The sequence below is a fragment of the Pigmentiphaga kullae genome (assembly GCF_004216695.1).
In the GTDB taxonomy this organism is placed as follows: domain Bacteria; phylum Pseudomonadota; class Gammaproteobacteria; order Burkholderiales; family Burkholderiaceae_B; genus Pigmentiphaga; species Pigmentiphaga kullae.
On sequence record NZ_SGXC01000003.1, the window covers coordinates 389,329 to 410,385 of the forward strand.

Consider the following 21,057-nt stretch of genomic DNA (forward strand, 5'->3'; position numbering starts at 1 on the left):
CAAGAAACACGGTAACAGTACGGGCACCTCGAAAGCATGCCATGAAAAAAGAGCCCATATCGAATACTTCTATAATCCCGAAGGGGGGCGCCGCGAGAGCGGAAGCCTGTCCGCACCGCAATCGAGATCCCCGCATTTTGAAAAACGATCGTTTGATCATCGCCACGCGCGAAAGCCAGCTGGCGCTCTGGCAGGCCGAACATGTCCAGGCGCGGCTGCGCGCGCTGTACCCGCAGTGCTCGGTCGAACTGCTGGGCATGACCACCCGCGGCGACCGCATCCTGGACCGCACGCTGTCCAAGGTCGGCGGCAAGGGCCTGTTCGTCAAGGAACTGGAAACCGCCCTGCAGGACGGCCGGGCCGACCTGGCCGTGCATTCGCTCAAGGACGTGCCGGTGGACCTGGCGCCGGAGTTCGCGCTGTCCACCATCATGGAACGCGAGGATCCGCGCGACGCCCTGGTGTCGGCGCGCTACGCGGAGCTGGCCGACATGCCCGCCGGCGCGGTCATCGGCACCTCCAGCCTGCGCCGCGAGTCGCAGATCCGGGCCCGCCATCCGCACCTGCAGGTACGGCCGCTGCGCGGCAATCTGCAGACCCGGCTGGCCAAGCTCGATCGCGGCGAATACGACGCCATCGTGCTCGCGGCCGCGGGCTTGCGCAGGCTGGGCCTGGGCGACCGCATCAGGACTCTATTGGCGCCCGAAGACAGCCTGCCGGCCGCCGGGCAGGGCGCCCTGGGTATCGAGATCCGCGCCGATCGCGAAGACCTGCGCGCCGTGCTCGCGCCGCTGGCCCATGCCGCCACCACCGCCGAGGCCCTGGCCGAGCGCGCCGTGTCGCGGCGCCTGGGCGGCTCCTGTCAGGTGCCGCTGGCCGCCTACGCGCAGGCGCAGGGCGAGTCGCTGCGCCTGAGAGCGCTGGTCGCGACACCCGACGGCGCGCGCATCGTCCGCGCCGAGCGGACCGGCGCCGCGCGGGACGCCGAGGCACTGGGCCTGGCCGTGGCCGAAGAACTCCTGGCGGCCGGCGCGGCCGACATCCTCGCTGCGCTGGGCTGAGCCGCGATGCCGGCCCGGTCCTCCGCGCCATTGTCCGGGCGTGCCGCCATCCTGACCCGCCCCGGCGGGCAGAACGACGGCCTGGCGCGGGCGCTGGCTGCGCGGGGGTGGCGGGCGCTGGATCTGCCGGCGTTGCGGTTGACCCCCGAGGCCGGCCCGGCCCCCGATCCCGCGGCGTTTGAACTGGTCGTCTTCGTCAGCGGCAACGCCGTCCGGATGTTCCTGGACAAATGGCGCGATTCCGCCGGTCCGGACTGGACATGGCCCGCCGCCACGGCCGCCGCGGTCGTCGGACCCGCCAGCGCGCGGGCATTGCGCGAGCACCCGGCCTTCGGTGGCGGACCGCGGCTGCTGCAGCCCGCGTCAGACAGTCCGCATTTCGACTCCGAAGCGTTGTGGGCGGTCCTGTCGGCCGCGCCGCTGCCATCGCGGGTACTGATCGTGCGTGGGGGCCGGGGCGAGCAGGGCACCGGCCGCGACTGGCTGGCCGGCCGGCTGCGCGAGGCCGGCGCCAGCGTCACCCTGCACCGCGCCTACCGGCGGGTCCCCGAGGCCTGGACGCCGCCCCAGGCCGACGGCTTGCGCGAACTGGCCCGCGCGGGCACGCCCACCGCCTGGCTGCTGACCAGCGCCGAGGGCGTGGACGCGGTGCGCGGGCAGCTTGCCCGCCTGGGATTGCTGGACTGGTGGGCCGATTGTCGTCTCGTTGCAACCCATCCACGGATCGCCCGGCATCTAATAACGGTGATCGCCGAAGCATTGCCCGCTCGCGACCACCCGCCAATGTTACAAACTTGCGCGCCCCGGGATGAGGACATCCTGGCCGCGATAGAATCGGTGTCATGACTGCATCCGAGAACGCATCTCCCGCATCCGCGCAGGGTCCTGCGCCCAACGATACCCGTTCCGCAACCGAGCGCGCCGGCCGTGCCCCCAAGGGCCGGACGTCCAGCCGGTCCTTCCCCTGGCTGGGAACGGTGCTCGCCTTCGCGCTGATCGTGATCGTGGTGCTGGCGGCCGCGCTGTGGCGCCAGCAGCAGCTGGTCGATGCCATCGGCCGCGAATCGGCGCGCCGCTTCAACGAGATCGACTCCTTCTCGCGCGATGCCCAGGCCCGCGCCCGCCAGGCCCTGTCCATCTCCCAGGGCAACACCGACAAGCTGGCCGTGCTCGAATCCAAGGTGCTGGAATCGCAAAGCCAGCAGGCCGCGCTGGAACAGCTCTACCAGGAGCTGTCGCGCGGCGAGGACGAATGGACGCTGATCGAAGTCGAACAGGCCCTGTCCATCGCCGCCCAGCAACTGCAACTGGCCGGCAACGTGCAGAACTCCATCGCCGCGCTGCAGGTGGCCGACGCCCGGCTGGCGCGCGCCGACCGGCCGCAGTTCACCGCCGTGCGCCGCGCCATCGCGCAGGATCTCGAACGGCTGCGCGGACTGCCGTCGGTGGACGTGTCCGGCCTGGTGGTCAAGATCGACCAGTTGATCGGACTGCTCGACCGCCTGCCGCTGCTGGCCGGCGTGCAGCCGGCCCACGAAGCCGACGGCCAGGCCGCGCCGGCCGCCGCCCAAGCCGTGCAGGCGCCGGCGGCCGATGCGCCCTGGTGGAAGCGGGCCATCGCGTGGTGGGAACCGCTGCGCAACGGCTTCCTGGGCGACATGCGCGACCTGATCCGCATCCGTCGCATCGACAAGCCCGACGCCCTGCTGGTGTCCCCCGAGCAGGGCGCCATGGTGCGCGAGAACCTCAAGCTCAGGCTGCTCAATGCCCGCCTGGCCCTGCTGTCCAGGCAGGAGCATGCCTGGCGCGCCGACCTGGACGCGGTCGGCCAGGCCCTGCCCGCCTACTTCGACGCCAATGCGCCGGCTACGCGCAATGCCCAGACGCTGCTGCGGCAGATTCGCGAGACCGACATCTCCATCGAGCTGCCGAACCTGAACGACAGCCTGGCCGCGGTGCGCTCGGTGCTGCCTCGCAATGCCGTTTCCGGCGCGCAGAGGTAAGGCATGCGCACCTGGTTCTGGACCCTGTTGCTGCTGGTGGCCGCCGTCGGGCTGGCCGTCGGGCTGCGTTATCACTCCGGCAACGTCGCGCTGCTGCTGCCGCCCTACCGGGTCGAGCTGTCCGCCAGCCTGGCCGCGCTGATCCTGGTCGCGCTGTTCGCGGTGCTGTACGCCGCGCTGCGCGCCATCTCCTGGACCCTGGACCTGCCCGTGCGGGTGCGCCGCTGGCGTGCGCGCCGCGCGCTGACCCAGCAGCAGGAGCTGCTCGAGCGCGGCTGGATCAATCTGCTGGAGGGCCGCTATGCCAAGGCCGAGGCCGACATGAGCAGCGTGGCCGGACAGACCGACGTACCCTCGCGCCGTGTCCTGGCCAACCTGTCGGCCGCGCGGGCCGCGCATGCCATGCAGGAATTCGCCCGCCGCGACCTGCTGCTGGCGCAGGCCCGCGAGGCCGCCGACGCCGATGCCGGACTCAAGCCCGCCGTCGTCCTGGTCGAGGCCGACATGCTGCTCGACCAGCAGCGGCCCGAGGAAGCGCTGGCGCTGCTGTCGCAGCTGCACGACGGCGGTCCCAAGCACATGCATTCGCTGCGGCTCACCCTGCGCGCCCATCGCGACCTGGGACATTGGGCCGAGGTCCTGAAGCTGGCGCGCACGCTGTCCAAGCGCAATGCCCTGCATCCGGCCGCCGCCACGCGCATGATCGCCACCGCCGCGGCCGAGTTGCTGCGGTCGGCCAGCGATGCCGCCACGCGGCGCGCCATCTGGAAAGACCTGAAAGACGACGAGCGCATCCTGCCCGAAGTGGCGCAGGCCGGCGCCGCGGTGTTCGAGGCCGATGGCGACGAGGCGCGCACCCGCCGCATCCTCGAGACCGCGCTCGACGCCCAGCTCAGCCCGCTCCTGCTGCAGGCCTATGCCCGTTGCAGTCCCGAACACATACCCCCGCGGCTGGAGAAGGCCGAGAGCTGGCTGCGCCAGCACCCCAATGATCCCGACCTGCTGCAGGCCCTGGGCACGCTGTGCCTGTGCGGCCGCCTGTGGGGCCCGGCGCAGCGATATCTCGAACGCAGCCTGAGCGAGCGCGACGACCCGCGCACGCATGCGCTGCTGGCCAGCCTGTACGATCGCACCGACCGCGCCGTCGAGGCCGTGCGCCACTGGCGCCTGGCGACCGAGGCGGTGATCGGCCTGCCGGTCCTGAAGGCCGACGAAGCCGTTCTGTTCGGCCCCGCCGCCGCGCGTCCGCAGTTCGAGAGCGAAGAGGACGTGGCGCCCGATCGCGCGGCCGGCCTCTAGCGGCGGTTTTTTTCGATGTCGTGCCGGCCCCGGGCCGGTCCACCTGTTTTTACCAACCTTCCAGGCAGTTATGAATCTCGATCGAGTCGGTCCCGGCAAAAAGGCGCCGGAAGAATTCAACGTCATCATTGAGATCCCGATGAACGCGGATCCGATCAAGTACGAAGTCGACAAGGAAACCGGAGCCTTGTTCGTCGATCGCTTCATGATGACCGCCATGCACTACCCGTGCAATTACGGCTATGTGCCGCAGACCCTGTCCGACGACGGCGACCCCGTCGACGTGCTGGTCATCACTCCCCATCCGGTCACCGTCGGCGCCGTCGTGCGCTGCCGCCCCATCGGCATCCTGAACATGGACGACGAAGCGGGCGGCGACGCCAAGCTGCTGGCCGTGCCCGTGGACAAGGTCCTGCCCATCTACCGCCACTGGCAGAAGCCGGAAGACCTGCAGCCCGAGTACCTGCTGCGCATCCAGCATTTCTTCGAGCACTACAAGGATCTGGAGAAGGGCAAGTGGGTCAAGGTGAAGGGCTGGGACGGCCCGGAAGCCGCCCGCCAGGAGATCGTCGGCAGCATCGAGCGCTATCAGCGGGCCGGCAAGTAAGGCGAGGGCCGCGCCGCTACGAAGAGACCTCCCGGCGGGAGGTCTTTTTTCATTGGGAAGGAGATGACTGCGCGCGCCGTACAACCCCGCGCGCCGCCAGTTCCTCGATGCGCTGGGGCGACAGCCCGGCCAGCGTTTCCAGGATTTCCTGCGTGTGGGCCCCGGGCACCGGCGCGGGCGTGTCGTAGCCGGCCTGGCTGTCGCTGAACTTGATCGGGAAGCCGGGCGCGCTGGCGCCCATGTCGGTGCCGGTCATGGGGTTGTGCACCGGGACCACCATGCCGCGCTCGCGCAGTTGCCGCCACTGCATGACCTCGTCGATGCCGCGGACCGGACTGCACGGCACCTTGGCCGCGTGCAGCGCGTTCACGATGTCTCCGGTGCCGCGGGCCTCGGTCCAGGCCGACACGATGGCGTCGATCTGCGCGTTGTGCGCGATGCGCCAGCCCAGGTCGTTCATCCGCGTATCGTCGGCCAGGTCCCGCCGGTCCATCGCGCCCAGCAGCGCGGTCCAGTCGGCGGCGGTGGCCGCGCCCAGCACTACCCAGCCATCGCGCGAGCGATAGACGTTGAAGGGCGAGAACCGCATGATGCGGCTGCCTTGACGCTGGGGCAGGCCCAGCTGCTCGTAGCAGTCGAAGGGTTCGTCGAACATCAACGAGAACAGGCAGTCGGCCATCGAAATGTCCACCGCCTGGCCGCATCCCGTGCGCTGGCGGTGCAGCAGGGCGGCCAGGATGCCGGACGCGGCGAACACGCCGGCGATGGCGTCGGACAGCGGCGAGCCGGTCTTGACCGGGGGGCCGCCGGCTTCGCCGGTCACGCTCATCAGGCCTACCGCCGCCTGCACCATCAGGTCGTAGGCCTTCAGGTGCCGATCGGAACCGGTCGAGCCGTATCCCGTCAACGAGCAATAGACGATGCCGGGGTTGACCGCCGCCAGCGCGTCATAGCCTACCCCCAGCCGGTCCGCCACGCCCGCGCTGAAGTTGTCGATCACGACGTCGGCGCCGGCTGCCATGCGCAGGAAGACCTCGCGGCCCGCGTCCGATTTCAGGTCCAGCATGACCGATTGCTTGCCGCGCGCGCGTTTCAGGTAGGCCAGCCCCATGTCCGCGTCCGAGGTCCGCTGGAAGGATACGCCGCCGGGGCCGGCGTAGGGGGGCGAGAACGCGGTGGGGTCGCCTGTGGCGGGATCGTCGATCTTCACGACCTGCGCGCCCATGCCGGCAAGGAACAGGGTGGCCTGCGGGCCTGAGAAGAAGCGGGTCAGGTCCAATACGATCGTCCCGGATAATATTTTCTGCATGCTCAGGTTCATTCGGTGGCTTGGCGGGCAGTCTAAGCAGAACCGGCGATGCCGACGTCATAGGACTTTGCGCGGGGGACATATCCCGCAGTTATGGACCCTCCGTGGCAGCCAGCATCGTCGCGCCGGGCCAGCCGCCCGCCGCGACGATGTCCCGTACCAGCTCGGGGACCAGCGCGGCCACGCTTTCCGCGGCGGAGCCCATGGCGACGATGTCCGGGCTGCACAGCGAGAGCCGCCGCAGGATGGGCGGATCGCCCACCGACAGCGCCGACAGCCGGTCGCGCGCGCCTTCGCCTACCAGCGAGGACAGCGACAGGATGGTGGCCGCCTGGCCGCGTTCGACGATGGCCTGGATGGTGGACAGCGAATCGAGTTCGGCCATGACCTGGGGGGCCAGCCCGCGCGCGGCGAAGACCTGGTCGATGAGCTGGCGCGTGATGTTGGCGCGTCCGGGCAGCACCAGCCGCATCGCCGCGGCGTCCTCCAGTCTGACGCGGCCGCCGCGGGCACTCGGGGCGGGCGTGGCTGACAGCAGAAACAGTTCTTCCTCGACCAGCGGGACCCGGTGGATGTGGGGCAGGTCGCCGCCCTCGCGCGCGGCCGCGCCCGGCGGCGGAGCCGGCTCGAACAGCAGGGACATCTCCAGGCGGCCGTTGCCCACCAGTTCGCGCAGGTGGCCGCTCAGGCTTTCGACCAGGCTGAGCTGGATGTCGGGGTAGCGCTGCTGCACGGCGGCGATGAGCGGGCCGGCCAGCACGTTCGCGGCGCTGGTGGGCATGCCCACCGACACCGGGCCGCCGGGCAGGGCGCCGGCATGGGCGACGTCGCGGCGCAGGCGATCGACCTGCCGCAGCACGGCCTGGGCGTGCAGGTACAGGGTCTTGCCGCCGGCGGTGGGCGTGACCCCGCGCACGCTGCGCGCCAGCAGCCGCACGCCCAGTTCGGATTCCAGGTTCGCCATTTGCGCGCTGAGGGCCGGCTGCGCGACGTAGAGGTCCTTGGCCGCGCGGGACACGCTGCCCAGTTCGACGATGCGGACGAAGTACCGCAACTGTCTCAGCTCCATGTTCTTCTCTCGTGCTCGCGGCGGAACACTGTAGACCATAGGTTCCGCATATACCGGGATCGCAATGTCCTATTATTCCCGATGCATCGATGTCCCTACCATGGCTTCCCATCCCCGGCTAAGCCGCGCAAGGGCACGGACATCATGATCGACCTCTATTTCTGGACCACCCCGAACGCCTACAAGGTCTCGATCCTGCTGGAGGAACTGGAGCAACCCTATCGCGTGATGCCGGTGCACATCGGCAAGGGCGAGCAGTTCGATCCCGCCTTTCTGGCCATCAGTCCCAACAACAAGGTGCCCGCCATCGTCGACCATGACGGCCCGGGCGGGCGGCCGCTGGCCATGTTCGAATCGGGCGCGATCATGATGTACCTGGCCGAGAAGTTGGCCAGCCCCCTGCTGCCCGCGGATCCGGTCGGACGCTACGCCACCGTGCAGTGGCTGATGTTCCAGATGGGCGGCGTCGGCCCGATGCTGGGCCAGGCGCATCACTTCCGCAAGTACGCGCCCGAGACCATTCCCTACGCGGTGGAGCGCTACACCAGCGAGGCGCATCGCCTCTACGGCGTGATCGACCGCCGCCTGGGCGAGGCCGAATATCTGGCCGGCGATGCCTACACGCTGGCCGACATCGCCACCTATCCCTGGCTGCGGCCCTACAAGTGGCAGGGCCAGGACATCGATGCCTGGCCCAACCTGAAGCGCTGGTACGCGGCGGTCCGCGCCCGCCCGGCCGTGCAGCGCGGACTCGCGGTGCTGGCCGCGAAGGTGGACCGCAGCGGCGCCCCGCCCCAGGGCGAGCGTTGGAACAACCTGTTCGGCGGCGCCCGGCTCGGCGCGCGCCAAGCCTGACAACCGCCACACCGAAGGAGTCCCATGTCCGCCGCCTTGCCCATGCTCAAGGGATACCGCGTCCTGGATATGACGCAGATCGTGGCCGGGCCGACGTGCTCGCGCATCATGGCCGAACTCGGCGCCGACGTCATCAAGCTCGAACTCGCGCCCTTCGGCGACCGCACCCGCATAGGCGGGCTGCGTTCGCGCGACCCGCTGCACAAGAATTCCAGCCGCAGCACCTATTACTTCCAGCACAACCATTCCAAGCGCAGCCTGGCGGTGGACATGAAGCATCCGCGCGGCGTGGCGCTGATCAAGGCGCTGGCCGCGCGCTGCGACGTGCTGGTCGAGAACTTCAGTCCGGGAGTCATGGAGCGCGCGGGGCTGTCCTATGAAGCGTTGCGGGAAGCGAATCCGGGGTTGGTCATGTGCTCGATCTCGCTGGCCGGCCAGCACGGGCCGTTGAGCCGCAAGCCCGGCTACGACTACGTTGCCCAGGCCTATGCCGGGGTCACGGACCTGATCGGCGAGCCGGATGGCGATCCGGCGATGATCACGATGGCCGTGGGCGACACGGCCACTGGCCTGACCGCCGCGATGGCCGTGGGCTACGCGCTGCTGCATCGCGAACGCACAGGCGAAGGCCAGCACGTCGAGGCCTCGCTGCTGGATACCTATTTCCAGATGCACGAGGTGGCGCTGCCGCGCGTGTCGCTGCGTCCCGGCTACACGCCGCGCCGCACCGGCTCGCAGCATCCCGACGGCGGTCCGACCGGATTGTTCCGCTGCGGCGATGGCCGCTATATCGCGCTGGCCACACTGCCCCACCAATGGGAGGCGCTGGTCCGCGCCCTGGACATGTCCGAGCTGATGGCCGATCCGCGCTTTGCCACGGCGGCCCTGCGGCGCGACAACAACGCGGCGCTCAAGACCCTGCTGGAAGGGTGGCTGGCGCGCTTCGATTCCAGCGAGGCAGCCATCGCGGCGCTGGAGGCGCACCGTATTCCCTGCGCGCCCGTCCTGAGCCTGAACGAGGCGATGGCGCATCCGCACCTGCGCGAGCGCGGCACCGTGCGGCGCGTCCATGACGAGGTGCTGGGGGATTTCGACATCCCCGGACTCCCCGTCCGGTTTTCCGCCTGGGAGCCCGCGCGCGAGCTGCGCGCCGATGCCCTGGGCGAGCACAACGAAGACGTGTTGAGCGAGGTGCTCGGGCTGGGGCCCGAGGACATCGAGGCGCTCTACGCGCAGGAGGTCCTGGTACAGGACAGGCTGATCGCGCGCGGCAGACGCGGGACGGCCTGACGAGTCATCCATCCAAGGAGGAGGCATCATGCGGACATTCATGTTTGCGGCGGCATTGGCCGTGGCGGCCGGGCCGGTATCGGCGCAGGATTTTCCGGCGCGGCCGGTCACGGTGATCGTGCCGTTCTCGGCCGGCGGCCCGACGGACGTGGTCGCGCGGCACCTGGCGCTGGCCATGGGCGCCAACCTGGGGCAGACGGTGGTGGTGGACAACCGGCCCAGCTCGGGTGGCATCGTCGGCGCGGAGGCGCTGCTGCGCGCCGCGCCCGACGGCTACACGCTCATGATCCACAACATCGGCATGTCCACCGTGAAGGCCCTGTCCCCGGAGATCAAGTTCGATCCGGTGCGGGACTTCGGTTATGTAGGCGAAGTGGTCGACGTGCCCATGACCCTGGTCGGCAAGAAGGACCTGCCGGCCAGGAGTTTCCAGGAGCTCTCGGCCTACCTGAAGAGCCAGGGCTCGCGCATCAACCTCAGCAATGCCGGCATCGGCACCGCGTCCCATCTATGCGGCCTGATGCTGATGACGCGCCTGAAGGTGGCCTTGACGACCGTCCCGTACAAGGGCGCCGCGCCGGCCATGACCGACCTGCAGGGCGGCCAGGTCGATCTGCTGTGCGACCAGATCACGACCACCCAGCAACCCATTCTGACGAACCGCGTGCAGGCCTACGGCAGCACCACGGCGGTCCGCCTGCCTTCGCTGCCGGAACTGCCGACGCTGAGCGAGCAGGGGCTGCCCGGTTTCGAGGTGACCGTCTGGCACGGTCTCTACGCGCCGCGGGCGACGCCGCCGGCCGTGATCGGCAGGCTGCAGCGCGCCTTGCAGGCGGCCCAGTCGGATCCGGCCTTCGTCGACAGCATGAAGAAGCTGGGAGCCATGCCCGTGGGGCCGGAGCGGGCGACGCCCGCCGCGCTGGAGCGCAAGCTCAGGAGCCAGGTTGCCACGTGGACGCCGCTCATCCAGCAGTCGCAGGGACTGGTGCAATAGCACGGACGCGGATTTTTCTGGAGCAAGACGCATGAAGATCGAGATGTATTGGGACGTGGGCAGCACCAACACCTATTTCGCCATCAAGCTGATCAAGCCATTGCTGGCGCGCTACGGCGCCGAACTGGTGCTGCACCCATTCAATCTGGGCTACGTGTTCCGCAGCAACGACTACGAGCTGATGAAGGAGCCCAAGGCGAAGCTGCGCAATCGCAAGCGCGACCTGATGCGCTGGGCCGAGAAGTACGGCCTGCCATTCCAGATGCCGCGCGAGTTCCCGATCAAGTCCAGCCGCGCACTGCGCGGGTCGCTGGCCATGCGTCGCCAAGGCAAGGAGCTGGAGTTCGTCGAGCGGGTCATGGAGCGCTACTGGGAGCAGGGCGATGCCGGCATCGCCGAGTACGCCGGCCTGCGTCCCATCGCCCAGGCGCTGGGAGCGGATCCGGACGAGTTCGAGCGCCTGAGCGCCTCGGACGAGATCGGCGAGGAACTGGCCCGCAGCACCAACGAAGGCATCGCGCGCGACGTGTTCGGCGTACCGATGATCATCGTGGGCGACGAGTTGTTCTGGGGCAAGGACCGGATGGAGTTCGTCGAGGATGAACTGCGGCGCCGGCAGGTCCGCGCGGCCTGAGCGAGCGCGCTGTAGGCAAGGGTGGCAGATACAGAGGGCCGGGCGCCCCCGCGCCGCGGTTTACGCGGAATGCGATTCGTGGGGCAGGGTGAAGCGCAGGGTGGCCCCTTTCCCGGGCTCGCCATGAGCGACGATGCGTCCCCCGTGGCGTTCGACGATGCGGCGGCAATGCGCCAGCCCCACGCCGGTGCCGTCGAAATCCCGGTTCGAATGCAGCCGGCTGAACATGGTGAAGAGCTTGCCCGCCTGGCGCATGTCGAAGCCGGCGCCGTTGTCGCGCACGTTGATGGCGATGGTCTGTTCGTATTCGTCGGCCCAGACTTCTATTCGCGCGTTCGGGGTATAGCGGGTGAACTTGACCGCGTTGTCCAGCAGGTTGACCATGACCAGCCGGATCAGGTGAGGATCGGCGAACACGCGCGGCAGCGCGTCGATGCGCCACGTGACCGACCGGTCGCCCACGCTGGCGGCCAGTTCCGACTGGATTTCCTGCACCATGGTGCCCAGCGGCCACAGCGAGGGCACGATGCCGGCGCGCCCCAGCCGCGATAGTTCCAGCAGGGCGTCGATGGTGCGGTTCATGCGCTCCGCGGTGGTCAGCAGCGCCGACAACATGGGCTTGATGTCGCCGCCCGGCTGGCCGGTCTTGCGCAGCATGATGTCGGCGGCGGACATGATCTGGCGGGCCGGGGCACGCAGATCGTGGCTGACCGAACTGGTGAAGGCTTCCAGCTCGGCCGTGCGCTCGGCCACGCGCAGCTCCAGGGTTTCGTTCAACTGCCGGATCTTGTCCTCGGCCAGCCGGTGTTCCGTGACGTCGACGCAGAACAATTCGACCCGCTGTCTGCCGTCCCGGGTGACGCTGATCGCGGCCAGCTCGACGTCGCGCTTCTGGCCGTCCAGCGCCACCAGCCGATAGGGCCTGAACTCGGCGAAGCCCGGGGCCTGGGCGAGTTCCTCGATGCGCCGGCGGACCTTCTCGCGGTCCTTGTCGACGATGAAGTCCGAGAACGGCCGTCCGATGGCGCGGCCCGACCAGTCCGCCGACAGCATGAGCAGCGCCGCGGGGTTGGCATAGATCAGCAGGCCGTCGACCTGGGTCAGGATGCCGATGGGAGCATGCTCGATGACGGCCTTGTACATCGATTCGCGTTCGATCAGGCCATGCTTGGCGCGTACCGCGTCGGTCACGTCCACCAGCATCATCAGCGTGGCCTGGGTGCCCCCGTCCGTATCGGCGTGGGGCGAGAGGAAGACGTCGAATTCGCGCTTGACGTTGTCGGGCGTGGTGAAGGGCAGCCGGAAACTCGCGGCCTTGCCCTGGGCGGCCTGTTCCAGGTGGGGCGCGCACAGCGAGGCCGCGCGGCGCGGCCACAGCTCGCGCATGGTGCGCCCCAGCGCGACGTCGGCGGGCTTGTCGATCAGGGCCAGGTAGGGGCCGTTGGCATAGGCCAGCGCGCCGTCGGCGCCGGCGATCGCCATGGCGTGCGGCAGGCGGTCCAGCAGCGGCTCCATGTGCGTGGCCGGCCGCGCGGGGCGGTCGAGGGCCGCTCGCGCAGCCAGCCGCTGGCCCGCCGCCTGCGATGCCGACAGGCAGAGGTGAACCACGGCGACGGACAGCAGCGTGGTCACGGCGAACAGCGGCGCGACCGGGACGTCGGGCAGACGCCAGACCAGCGGCAGCGGACCGATCATCCAGTTCCAGAAATCCAGCAGCGAGGTGAAGACCACCGAGGCCGCCGACAGCAGCGTCGATTCGCGCAGGGGTAGCACGATGACGCCGGCGACCAGCGTGGAGATCAACGGCAGGGCGATGGGCCATTGCAGGCCGCCGGTGACCGCGCAGGCCAGCAGGGCCAGCGCGGAGCATCCGTATATCAGGCCCCGTCCACGGACGGGAAGGCGGACTTGGGCGGGGGCAGCGGCTCCGGCGTCGCCTGCCTGGGCGCTTGCTCGGTCAGCCGACATTGGAACTTGGTATCAATTGAAATAAAGGGTTACTTGTGGCAGCCGCGCCGGATTGTACCGGCTTCCCCCCGGACTGGGAATCATCGGTGCGTGGCAAGAACCAATTGGATCATTCCGCCGGGTCGGTCAGGCGGGTCTCGATATTGGCCAGCACGCGCGCCGCAGCGCCCTTGGCCTCGAGCGCGAACAGCAGCAGCGAATGGGTGGTGACCTGGTAGACGTCTCCCGCGTTGAACACCGGCAGGTCTTCGCGCACGGGCATGTTGGTGTCCAGCAGACAGGTCCAGACATCGGGGCCGGGCACGTCCGGCAGCGTGAAGTTGACCGTATCGTGATGGGCGTTGAACACCAGCAGCAGCGTTGCGTCCGAGGCCGGGCGCTTGATGCCCGAGGCCTGGGCGCGGCCGTCGATCAGCATGCCGAAGCAGCGCATGGATTCATCGGCCCATTGTTCGCCGGTCAGCGGCGTGGCCGAGGGCGAGAGCCAGCGTACGTCGGTGACGTCCAGGACCTCGTTGTATTCGCCAGTCAGGAAGCGGTTGCGTCGCAGTACCGGCAGGCGCCGGCGCAGGTACAGGAGCTTGCGCACGAACTCCTGCAGCGCGCGGCCGTCGTCGCCGATGCCTTCCCAGTCCACCCAACTGATCTCGTTGTCCTGGCAATAGGCGTTGTTGTTGCCCCGCTGGGTGCGGCCGAACTCGTCGCCAGCCAGCATCATGGGCGTGCCCTGCGACAGCAGCAGGGTCGCCAGCATGTTGCGCTTCTGGCGCTCGCGCAGCGCCTGGATGCCCGGATCGTCGGTGGGGCCCTCGGCGCCGCAGTTCCACGAGCGGTTGTCCGAATGCCCGTCGCGGTTGTCCTCGCCGTTGGCCTCGTTGTGCTTGTCGTTGTAGGACACCAGGTCGTTCAGCGTGAATCCGTCGTGCGCGGTGATGAAGTTCACGCTGGCCCAGGGCTTGCGTCCGCGCCGGTTGAAGCGGTCGCCCGAGGCGGTAATGCGGGTGGCGAAGTCGGCGGCCGTGCCCGCGTCGCCCTTCCAGAAGCCGCGCACGGTATCGCGGAAGCGGTCGTTCCATTCGGCCCAGCCCGGAGGGAAGCCGCCGACCTGGTAGCCGCCCGGCCCGCAGTCCCAGGGCTCGGCGATGAGCTTGACGCTGGACAGGATGGGATCCTGGCGGCAACTGTCGAGAAAGCCGCCGCCTTCGTCGAAGCCATGGTCCTCGCGTCCCAGTATGGTGGCCAGGTCGAAGCGGAAGCCATCCACCTTCATTTCCGTGACCCAGTAGCGCAGGCTGTCCGTCACCATCTGCAGCGTGCGTGGATGGCTCAGGTTCAGGGTGTTGCCGGTGCCCGTGTCGTTGATGTAGTAGCGGGCGTGCTCGGACAGCAGGCGGTAGTACGAGGCGTTGTCGATACCCTTGAAGGACAGCGTCGGGCCCAGTTCGTTGCCCTCGGCCGTATGGTTGTAGACCACGTCCATGAGGACTTCCAGGCCGGCATCGTGGAAGCGGTCCACCAGGCCCTTGAATTCCCGCACGGCCTCGCCGGCGAAATAGCGCGGATCGGGCGCGAAGAAGCCCAGCGTGTTGTAGCCCCAGTAGTTGGTCAGCCCCTTCTCGAGCAGGTGGTCGTCGTTGACGAAGGTATGCACCGGCAGCAGTTCCACCGAGGTCACGCCCAGGCCCCGCAGGTAGGCGATGACCTCCGGGTTTTGCAGCCCGGCCAGGGTTCCGCGCAACTCGCGTGGCACGTCCGGATGCAGCCGGGTGTAGCTCGCCGCGTGCATTTCGTACACGACGGTCTGGTCCCAGGGCACGAGCAGCCGTTCGGGTCGGCTGCCCGAGGCCGAATCGACCACGATGCATTTGGGGACGAAGGGCGCGCTGTCGCGTTCGTCGAAGGACAGGTCCGCGTCCGGATCGCCCATGCGGTAGCCGAACACTTCCGGCGACCACTTCAACTGCCCCGCGTGCGCCTTGGCGTAGGGGTCCAGCAGCAGCTTGTTGGGATTGAAGCGATGTCCCTCGTCGGGGACATAGGGGCCGTGAACGCGGTAGCCGTACAGCGTCCCCGGTTGCAGGCCGTGCAGGTAGCCGTGCCAGATCTCGTCGGTGAATTCGGGCAGTTCTATCCGGTCGGTCTCGCGGCCCCGCGCGTCGAACAGGCACAGTTCCACCTTGGTGGCGTGGGCCGAGAACAACGCGAAATTGGTGCCCCGTCCGTCCCAGGTCGCGCCCAGGGGATAGGGATGGCCTTCGGCAAGTCGATAGAGTCCATTCGCCATGCTGTTGCTTCCGCTACGAGCCGGGCCATAGCATGCAACAGGCGGGCGCCCAAGTGTCCTACGCGAGGTAAAAGAAGTAAGCGGCCCTAGGCGTGGAAGCGTTCCGCCGTCAGTCCGTCCAGGTCGATGGCGGGTTGCCGGCCGGCCACGATGTCCGCCACGATACGGGACGTTCCGCAGGATTGCGTCCAGCCGTTCGAGCCGTGGCCGCTGTTCAGGAACAGGTTGTTCCAGCGCGTGCGGCCCAGGATGGGCGGACCGTCCGGCGTCATGGGCCGCAGGCCGGCCCAGAATTCCACCTGGCCCCAGTCCAGTCCCCGCGGGAACAGTTCGCCCACGACGTCGACCAGCAGTTTCCGGCGCGCCGGGTTCAGGTCCAGCCCGTATCCGGTCAGCTCGGCCATGCCGGCGGCGCGTATGCGGTTGCCCAGGCGCGAGATCATGATCTTGTTGTGCTCGTCCATGACCGCCATGCGCGGGACCGCGTCAGGGTCGGATACGGGCACGGTGATGGAATAGCCCTTGAGCGGATAGACCGGCAGGTTCAGGCCCAGCGGCCGCACCAGGAACGGCGCGTGGCTGCCTAGCGCGACCACATAGGCATCGGCGCGCAGCGGGCCCTGCGACGTGCGGACGGCGCCGATGGCGTCGCCTTCGCGCTCCAGCGCATCGATGCGTACGCCATAGCGGAAATCGACGCCGCGCAGCTGCAGGAACGCGGCCAGCCCCTGCGAGAACTTGTAGCTGTCGCCCGAGGCGTCGGCGGGCATGTGCAGGGCGCCCGCCACCGTGGCGCGGCTGTGCGCCATGGCCGGCTCCAGCGCGCTGATGTCGGCCGGGTCCAGGATGCGCCAGGGCACGCCGTATTCCTCGAGGGCCTTGGCCGACAGGCGGCCCAGGTCGAGTTCGGCGGGGGTGCGGAAGATCTGCAGCGTGCCGCCTTCATGGAAGTCGAACGACGGCAGGTCCTCGCCGCTGGCGATCTCGCGCAGGCATTGCAGGCTGTAGTGCGCCACGCGCTGCATGCGCAGCTTGTTGACGCGGAAGCGCTCGGCATTGCAGTTGCGCATCCATTGCAGCACCCAGGCCACCTTGCGGGGCTCGGGCAGCGGCGAGAACCGGATGGGGGAGTCGCGCTGGACCGACAGCTTCAGCACCTTGGCGATCATGCCCGGCGCGGCCCAGGGGCCGGCGAAGCTGGGACACAATCCGCCCGCGTTGCCGTAGCTGGTTTCCCGGCCGGGGCCGGGCTGGCGCTCGACTACGGTGACTTCGTGACCGTCCTTCCACAGGTAGTAGGCGGTCGCGACGCCGACCACGCCGGCGCCCAGCACGAGTACTTTCATGAACCTTGCCGCTTATTCGACCGTGATCTTGGCCGCGTCGATGATCTTCTGGTAGCGCGCCATTTCCGAATCGATGTACTTGGCGAAGTCGGCCGAGTTCTTGTAGGCCGATTCGAAGCCCAGCGACGACAGGCGTGCCTTCATCTCGGTCGAGGCCATGATCTTGGCCGCGGCGGCGTCCAGCTTCTTCAGGATGGGGGCCGGCACCTTGGCGGGCGCCCACAGGCCGTACCACGAGTAGAACTCGAAGTCCTTGAAGCCGGCTTCGCGCATGGTTGGCACGTCGGGCAGCAGCGGGCTGCGTTCGCGGCCGGTCACGGCCAGGGCGCGCAGCTTGCCGGCTTTCACGTGCGGCAGCGACGAGAGCATCGGGTCCATCATGGCCGACACCTGGCCGCCCACCAGATCCTGCAGCGCCGGCGCGGCGCCCTTGTACAGCACGATGGGGATGTCGCCGGTCAGGTGGGTGTCATGCAGGAACAGCGCGGAACTCAGGTGGCCGGCCGAACCGAAGCCGCTGGTCGCGAAGGTGTACTTGGTGGGGTTGGCCTTCAGGACGGAGACGAATTCCTGGACGTTCTGGGCAGGGACCTGGGGATGCACGCTGAAGATCAGCGCGCCCTGGGCCAGCATGCTGACAGGGGCGAAGTCCTTGACCGCGTCGAACTTGATGTCCTTCTTGTACAGCAGCGGATTGATGGAGTGGATGGAGGCGTTGAAGTACAGCGTGTAGCCGTCCGGTTCGGCGCGCGCGACATAGGCGGCGCCGATCATGCCCGAGGCGCCGGCGCGGTTCTCGACCACGATCGACTGCTTGAGCTCGTCCTTGAGTTTGTCGGCGAACAGGCGGGCCGTATTGTCGACCGCGCCGCCGGGGGCGTGCGGGACGACGATGGTGATCGTGCGGGACGGATAGTCGCCCTGCGCATGGGCGGGGCTGGTCAGGGCTGCGGCGCCGGCCAGGCCGGCAACGGCCAGGGAGGTGTGCAGGAAAGTGCGGCGGGTCGTGCGGTTCATGATTTCCCCATATTCGAAAAACAGAATTGTCTCCGTTTTCTATATATTTTGCGGTTATTAGAAAATGCTCCGGCCTTCCCCTGTCGGGTCGGGCCGGAACCCGCGCGTCCTGGGCCGTTCCGCGTGCGGGACGGCACGGACGCCTTGTTGTTCTCCTGTTTTCCTTCTTATTCCCGGATCGTCGTCCGGGTGTCCGTCAGAACGTGCCCGGGTAGCCGCCGCCGTCGATCAGCAGGCTCTGGCCCGTGATGTAGCCCGTATGCGCCGAGCATACGAAGGCGCACAGCGCGCCCAGTTCCTCGGCGCGCCCGTAGCGGCCGGCGGGGTTGTTGCTGCCGCGCTCTTCCCAAAGTTGGTCGAAGGTCTTGCCGGTGTCCTCCAGCATGCCTTCGATGTGGCGGCGCTGGGCGTCGGTGGCGAACACGCCCGGCAGCAGGTTGTTGATCGTGACGTTGTGGCGCACCGTCTGGCGCGCCAGTCCCGCCACGAAGCCCACCAGGCCCGAGCGCGCGCCGTTGGACAGGCCCAGTTCGATCTGCGGCGTCTTCACGCTGCGCGACACGATGTTGACGATACGGCCGAACTTGCGCTCGACCATGCCGTCCACCGTGCGGCGGATCATCTCGATCGGGCCCAGCATCATCGAGTCCAGCGCCTGGTGCCAGTCGTCCAGCGTCCATTTGCGGAAATCGCCAGGCTCGGGACCGTCGGCATTGTTGACCAGGATGTCCGGCGCGGGACAGGCGGCCAGCGCCGCGTCGCGTCCCGCTTCGGTCGTGATGTTGGCGACCACGTAGCGCACCGGCGTGCCGGTCTGCGCCGTGATCTCCGCCGCCGCCTTCTCCAGCGTGGCCTGGGTGCGCGCCGCGATGGTCACGAGCACGCCTTCCTGCGACAGCTGGAGCGCGCAGGCGCGCCCCATGCCGCGGCTGCCGCCGAATACCAGCGCGCTCCTGCCTTGGATGCCGAGGTCCATGAGTCGCGTCCGTCCGTCAGGCCGACTTCAGCTCGGGCGAGCTCCAGCCGTATTTCTTGTCCAGTTCGAGCTCGCGCACCACGCGCAGGCCCTTCTGCAGCGCCTCGGGGGCCAGGCCCTTGAGCGGCTTGCGCAGGTCGCCGGCGGGCAGGCCCACGGCCTTCATCAGCGACTTGATCGCCACCGGGTTGATGGCCGAGTACGAGAAGTGCAGCATGGGAAGCATGTGCAGGTACATGTCGCGGAAGCTCTCGGACACTTCCGGCGTCCTCCAGGGCTTGGAGATCGTGGCAATCTCGGCCGGGGCGATGTTGCCGGTCATGTTGGCGGTGCCGTGGCCGCCCAGGCTCATGGTCGGGACGACCAGGCCCAGGTTGGGCGAGTCGCAGCACATCACGGCCACGTCGGGGCGGGCGCGCAGCACCTGCGCGACCTGGCCCACGCGGGTGGTCGATTCCTTGTGCACGACGTAGTTGGGGTGCTTGAAGATGCGCAGCAGGTTGTCCCAGTGCAGGTCGGTCTTCACGCGCGGCGGGTTGTTGTAGATGCCCAGCGGCAGGTCGGTGGCGTCGGCCACTTCCAGGAAGTAGTCCTCGATGTCGGACTCGGGACCGCAGATGTAGGCCGGCGCGGCCAGGATGGCGCCGTCCGCGCCGTTGGCGTGGGCGAAGCGCAGGTAGTCGATGGTGGTGTCGGTGTTGTTGCCGGTGCAGCCGTAGAAGAACTTCATCTTGCCGTTCTTCATCTTGGCCGTCTCGGCGATGATCTGCTGGCGCTCCTGCTGCGACAGCATCGAGACCTCGCCCGTCGAGCCCATGATCAGCACGGCGGAGGTGCCGTTGTCCTCATGGAACTTGAGCAGGGTGCGGAAGCCTTCGAAATCGACGCTGCCGTCTTGATTGAAAGGAGTGATCAGGGCGACGAACGACCCTTCGATTTTCATCTTAGCCATGGCGATTCCACCGATTGATTAACTGTTACATGATACCTTGCGGAGGTTTTCCGCTTTTCCCTCATGGGCGCCGCGGATCCGGCTTTGCCGGTCCGCCAGCGCCGCCCCCTGGGGGGCGCGCCTAAGCGCGTAGGGGGGTGCACACCTCGATCTCGGCCAGCGCGGCGAAGCCGCCTTCCAGGTCGGCGATCAGGTCGGCCGGATCCTCCAGGCCGACGTGCAGCCGCAGCGCCTGGCCGGTGTAGGGCCACTTGGCGGTGACGCGGTCGCCCGACGGGTTGAAGGGAATGACCAGGCTTTCGTAGCCGCCCCACGACACGCCGATGCCGAACAACTGCAGGCTGTCGATGAAGGCTTCCACCGCGGCCGGCGAAGCGGGCTTGAGCACCACCGCGAACAGTCCGGCGGCACCCAGGAAGTCGCGTTTCCACAGCGCGTGGCCGGGATGGCTGGGCAGCGCGGGGTGCAGCACCTTTTCCACCTCGGGCCGGGTCTCCAGCCACGACGCCACCTCGACGCCCGACTTCCAGTGCTGCTGCAGGCGCACGTTCATGGTACGCAGGCCGCGCAGCGCGAGATAGACGTCGTCGGGTCCGGCGGTCTGGCCCAGGTCCTGGGTGGTGCGCTTGATCAGCGGCCAGGTCTCCTCGGTGCAGGTGACGATGCCCAGCATGGCGTCGGAATGGCCGACGATGTACTTGGTCGCGGCCTGGATGGAGACGTCCACGCCGTGCTCGAAGGGCTTGAAGAACAGCGGCGTGCCCCAGGTGTTGTCCATGACCACCTTGGCGCCGTGGCGATGGGCCACGGCCGCGATGGCGGGAATGTCCTGGATCTCGAAGGTCTCGGACCCGGGCGACTCGACGTAGACCACGCGGGTGTTGGGCCGCATGCTGGCTTCGATGCCGCCGCCCGAGGTCGGATCGTAGATGGTGACTTCCACGCCGAAGCGTCCCAGCACGCGGGTCAGGAAGGTGCGGGTGGGCGAATAGGCGCTGTCGGTCAGCAGCACGTGGTCGCCGGCGGCCAGCAGCGCGGTCAGCGCGGTGGCGCAGGCGGCCAGCCCCGACGGGAACACCTGCGAACGGTAGCCGCCTTCCAGTTCGGCGATGGCTTCTTCCAGCGCGTGATGGGTGGGCGTGCCGAAGCGGCCGTAGGTGGTGGCGCCCGGCTCGTCGGCGGCGCGACGCTTCTTCTTTTCTTCCCATTCGGCCATCGACCCGTGAAGAATGGTCGATCCGCGGAAGATCGGGGTGTTAACGAGCCCGGCGAAACGCTCGGGGTGTCTGCCGGCGGTAACCAGCCTGGTCTTCTCTTTCATTGCTGCGGTTGTCCTCGAATACACAGACGGCGCCGGTGGCGCCGGACCCATCCGCGATACGGTCGGGCATGG

General features: G+C 68.4%; 18 protein-coding genes. 9 read left to right on the forward strand and 9 right to left on the reverse strand.

Features of this window, described 5'->3' with window-relative positions; all coding sequences use genetic code 11:
* Positions 1-137 precede the first annotated feature (137 nt).
* The 5 genes from hemC (at position 138) to ppa (ending at position 4,970) form a co-directional block, all read left to right on the forward strand.
* A complete protein-coding gene (hemC, locus tag EV675_RS24630; RefSeq protein ID WP_423213240.1) occupies positions 138-1,061 on the forward strand; it encodes a hydroxymethylbilane synthase in 924 nt (307 codons plus the stop codon).
* 6 nt (positions 1,062-1,067) lie between these two features.
* On the forward strand, positions 1,068-1,907 hold the full coding sequence (locus EV675_RS24635) for a uroporphyrinogen-III synthase (protein WP_130360952.1): 840 nt from the start codon (positions 1,068-1,070) through the stop codon (positions 1,905-1,907).
* Complete coding sequence (locus EV675_RS24640; RefSeq protein WP_130360954.1) at positions 1,904-3,064, forward strand: uroporphyrinogen-III C-methyltransferase; 1,161 nt, start codon at positions 1,904-1,906, stop codon at positions 3,062-3,064. Before EV675_RS24635 ends, EV675_RS24640 begins: the two co-directional genes overlap by 4 nt.
* A gap of 3 nt (positions 3,065-3,067) precedes the next feature.
* Positions 3,068-4,363, forward strand: a complete 1,296-nt coding sequence (locus EV675_RS24645; RefSeq protein WP_130360956.1) for a heme biosynthesis HemY N-terminal domain-containing protein — start codon at positions 3,068-3,070, stop codon at positions 4,361-4,363.
* A 70-nt stretch (positions 4,364-4,433) separates the two neighbouring features.
* Entirely contained in the window at positions 4,434-4,970 is a 537-nt protein-coding gene (gene ppa, locus EV675_RS24650) for an inorganic diphosphatase (RefSeq protein WP_087836923.1), read from the forward strand.
* A 49-nt stretch (positions 4,971-5,019) separates the two neighbouring features.
* Here ppa and EV675_RS24655 read toward each other — a convergent pair whose 3' ends face one another.
* Together EV675_RS24655 and EV675_RS24660 are read right to left on the reverse strand one after the other, a co-directional pair.
* Positions 5,020-6,279 carry a CaiB/BaiF CoA transferase family protein gene (locus tag EV675_RS24655; RefSeq protein WP_165404761.1) on the reverse strand — a complete coding sequence of 420 codons (1,260 nt, stop codon included), beginning with the start codon at positions 6,277-6,279 and terminating at the stop codon, positions 5,020-5,022.
* Between the two features lie 91 nt (positions 6,280-6,370).
* On the reverse strand, positions 6,371-7,348 hold the full coding sequence (locus EV675_RS24660) for a LysR substrate-binding domain-containing protein (protein WP_165404762.1): 978 nt from the start codon (positions 7,346-7,348) through the stop codon (positions 6,371-6,373).
* Positions 7,349-7,492: 144 nt separating this feature from the next.
* Between EV675_RS24660 and EV675_RS24665 the strand changes: the two genes are divergently transcribed.
* The 4 genes from EV675_RS24665 to EV675_RS24680 are packed head-to-tail and all read left to right on the forward strand — an operon-like array spanning position 7,493 to position 11,121.
* Positions 7,493-8,203 (forward strand): glutathione S-transferase family protein, encoded by a 711-nt coding sequence (locus tag EV675_RS24665; protein ID WP_130360962.1) that lies wholly within the window; start codon positions 7,493-7,495, stop codon positions 8,201-8,203.
* Between the two features lie 24 nt (positions 8,204-8,227).
* On the forward strand, positions 8,228-9,493 hold the full coding sequence (locus tag EV675_RS24670; RefSeq protein WP_130360964.1) for a CaiB/BaiF CoA transferase family protein: 1,266 nt from the start codon (positions 8,228-8,230) through the stop codon (positions 9,491-9,493).
* A 28-nt stretch (positions 9,494-9,521) separates the two neighbouring features.
* Positions 9,522-10,487, forward strand: a complete 966-nt coding sequence (locus EV675_RS24675) for a tripartite tricarboxylate transporter substrate-binding protein (RefSeq protein WP_130360966.1) — start codon at positions 9,522-9,524, stop codon at positions 10,485-10,487.
* 31 nt (positions 10,488-10,518) lie between these two features.
* Entirely contained in the window at positions 10,519-11,121 is a 603-nt protein-coding gene (locus tag EV675_RS24680) for a 2-hydroxychromene-2-carboxylate isomerase (protein ID WP_130360968.1), read from the forward strand.
* A gap of 60 nt (positions 11,122-11,181) precedes the next feature.
* Here the strand turns inward: EV675_RS24680 and EV675_RS24685 are convergent, their stop codons facing one another.
* From EV675_RS24685 to metC, 7 genes are all read right to left on the reverse strand, one after another.
* Positions 11,182-13,089, reverse strand: coding sequence for a sensor histidine kinase (locus tag EV675_RS24685; RefSeq protein WP_130360970.1), 1,908 nt, complete (start codon positions 13,087-13,089; stop codon positions 11,182-11,184).
* 109 nt (positions 13,090-13,198) lie between these two features.
* Complete coding sequence (glgX, locus tag EV675_RS24690) at positions 13,199-15,373, reverse strand: glycogen debranching protein GlgX (protein WP_130360972.1); 2,175 nt, start codon at positions 15,371-15,373, stop codon at positions 13,199-13,201.
* Positions 15,374-15,459: 86 nt separating this feature from the next.
* Positions 15,460-16,719 carry a D-amino acid dehydrogenase gene (locus EV675_RS24695; protein WP_130360974.1) on the reverse strand — a complete coding sequence of 420 codons (1,260 nt, stop codon included), beginning with the start codon at positions 16,717-16,719 and terminating at the stop codon, positions 15,460-15,462.
* A 12-nt stretch (positions 16,720-16,731) separates the two neighbouring features.
* Positions 16,732-17,736, reverse strand: coding sequence for a Bug family tripartite tricarboxylate transporter substrate binding protein (locus tag EV675_RS24700; RefSeq protein WP_130360976.1), 1,005 nt, complete (start codon positions 17,734-17,736; stop codon positions 16,732-16,734).
* Positions 17,737-17,932: 196 nt separating this feature from the next.
* Positions 17,933-18,712, reverse strand: coding sequence for an SDR family oxidoreductase (locus EV675_RS24705; RefSeq protein ID WP_130360978.1), 780 nt, complete (start codon positions 18,710-18,712; stop codon positions 17,933-17,935).
* A 16-nt stretch (positions 18,713-18,728) separates the two neighbouring features.
* Positions 18,729-19,664 carry a 4-hydroxy-tetrahydrodipicolinate synthase family protein gene (locus tag EV675_RS24710; RefSeq protein WP_130360980.1) on the reverse strand — a complete coding sequence of 312 codons (936 nt, stop codon included), beginning with the start codon at positions 19,662-19,664 and terminating at the stop codon, positions 18,729-18,731.
* 121 nt (positions 19,665-19,785) lie between these two features.
* Positions 19,786-20,985, reverse strand: a complete 1,200-nt coding sequence (gene metC, locus EV675_RS24715; protein ID WP_130360982.1) for a cystathionine beta-lyase — start codon at positions 20,983-20,985, stop codon at positions 19,786-19,788.
* Positions 20,986-21,057 lie beyond the last annotated feature (72 nt).

Excerpts from the sequence above, each read along its gene's own strand:
- EV675_RS24710 (WP_130360980.1), bottom strand. The coding sequence starts at position 19,664 with ATGGCTAAGATGAAAATCGAAGGGTCGTTCGTCGCCCTGATCACTCCT.
- EV675_RS24655 (WP_165404761.1), bottom strand. The coding sequence starts at position 6,279 with ATGCAGAAAATATTATCCGGGACGATCGTATTGGACCTGACCCGCTTC.
- EV675_RS24640 (WP_130360954.1), top strand. The coding sequence starts at position 1,904 with ATGACTGCATCCGAGAACGCATCTCCCGCATCCGCGCAGGGTCCTGCG.
- EV675_RS24675 (WP_130360966.1), top strand. The coding sequence starts at position 9,522 with ATGCGGACATTCATGTTTGCGGCGGCATTGGCCGTGGCGGCCGGGCCG.
- metC (WP_130360982.1), bottom strand. The coding sequence starts at position 20,985 with ATGAAAGAGAAGACCAGGCTGGTTACCGCCGGCAGACACCCCGAGCGT.
- EV675_RS24680 (WP_130360968.1), top strand. The coding sequence starts at position 10,519 with ATGAAGATCGAGATGTATTGGGACGTGGGCAGCACCAACACCTATTTC.
- EV675_RS24700 (WP_130360976.1), bottom strand. The coding sequence starts at position 17,736 with ATGAACCGCACGACCCGCCGCACTTTCCTGCACACCTCCCTGGCCGTT.
- ppa (WP_087836923.1), top strand. The coding sequence starts at position 4,434 with ATGAATCTCGATCGAGTCGGTCCCGGCAAAAAGGCGCCGGAAGAATTC.
- EV675_RS24695 (WP_130360974.1), bottom strand. The coding sequence starts at position 16,719 with ATGAAAGTACTCGTGCTGGGCGCCGGCGTGGTCGGCGTCGCGACCGCC.
- EV675_RS24645 (WP_130360956.1), top strand. The coding sequence starts at position 3,068 with ATGCGCACCTGGTTCTGGACCCTGTTGCTGCTGGTGGCCGCCGTCGGG.
- EV675_RS24685 (WP_130360970.1), bottom strand. The coding sequence starts at position 13,089 with ATGTCGGCTGACCGAGCAAGCGCCCAGGCAGGCGACGCCGGAGCCGCT.
- glgX (WP_130360972.1), bottom strand. The coding sequence starts at position 15,373 with ATGGCGAATGGACTCTATCGACTTGCCGAAGGCCATCCCTATCCCCTG.
- EV675_RS24705 (WP_130360978.1), bottom strand. The coding sequence starts at position 18,712 with ATGGACCTCGGCATCCAAGGCAGGAGCGCGCTGGTATTCGGCGGCAGC.
- EV675_RS24635 (WP_130360952.1), top strand. The coding sequence starts at position 1,068 with ATGCCGGCCCGGTCCTCCGCGCCATTGTCCGGGCGTGCCGCCATCCTG.
- EV675_RS24665 (WP_130360962.1), top strand. The coding sequence starts at position 7,493 with ATGATCGACCTCTATTTCTGGACCACCCCGAACGCCTACAAGGTCTCG.
- EV675_RS24660 (WP_165404762.1), bottom strand. The coding sequence starts at position 7,348 with ATGGAGCTGAGACAGTTGCGGTACTTCGTCCGCATCGTCGAACTGGGC.
- EV675_RS24670 (WP_130360964.1), top strand. The coding sequence starts at position 8,228 with ATGTCCGCCGCCTTGCCCATGCTCAAGGGATACCGCGTCCTGGATATG.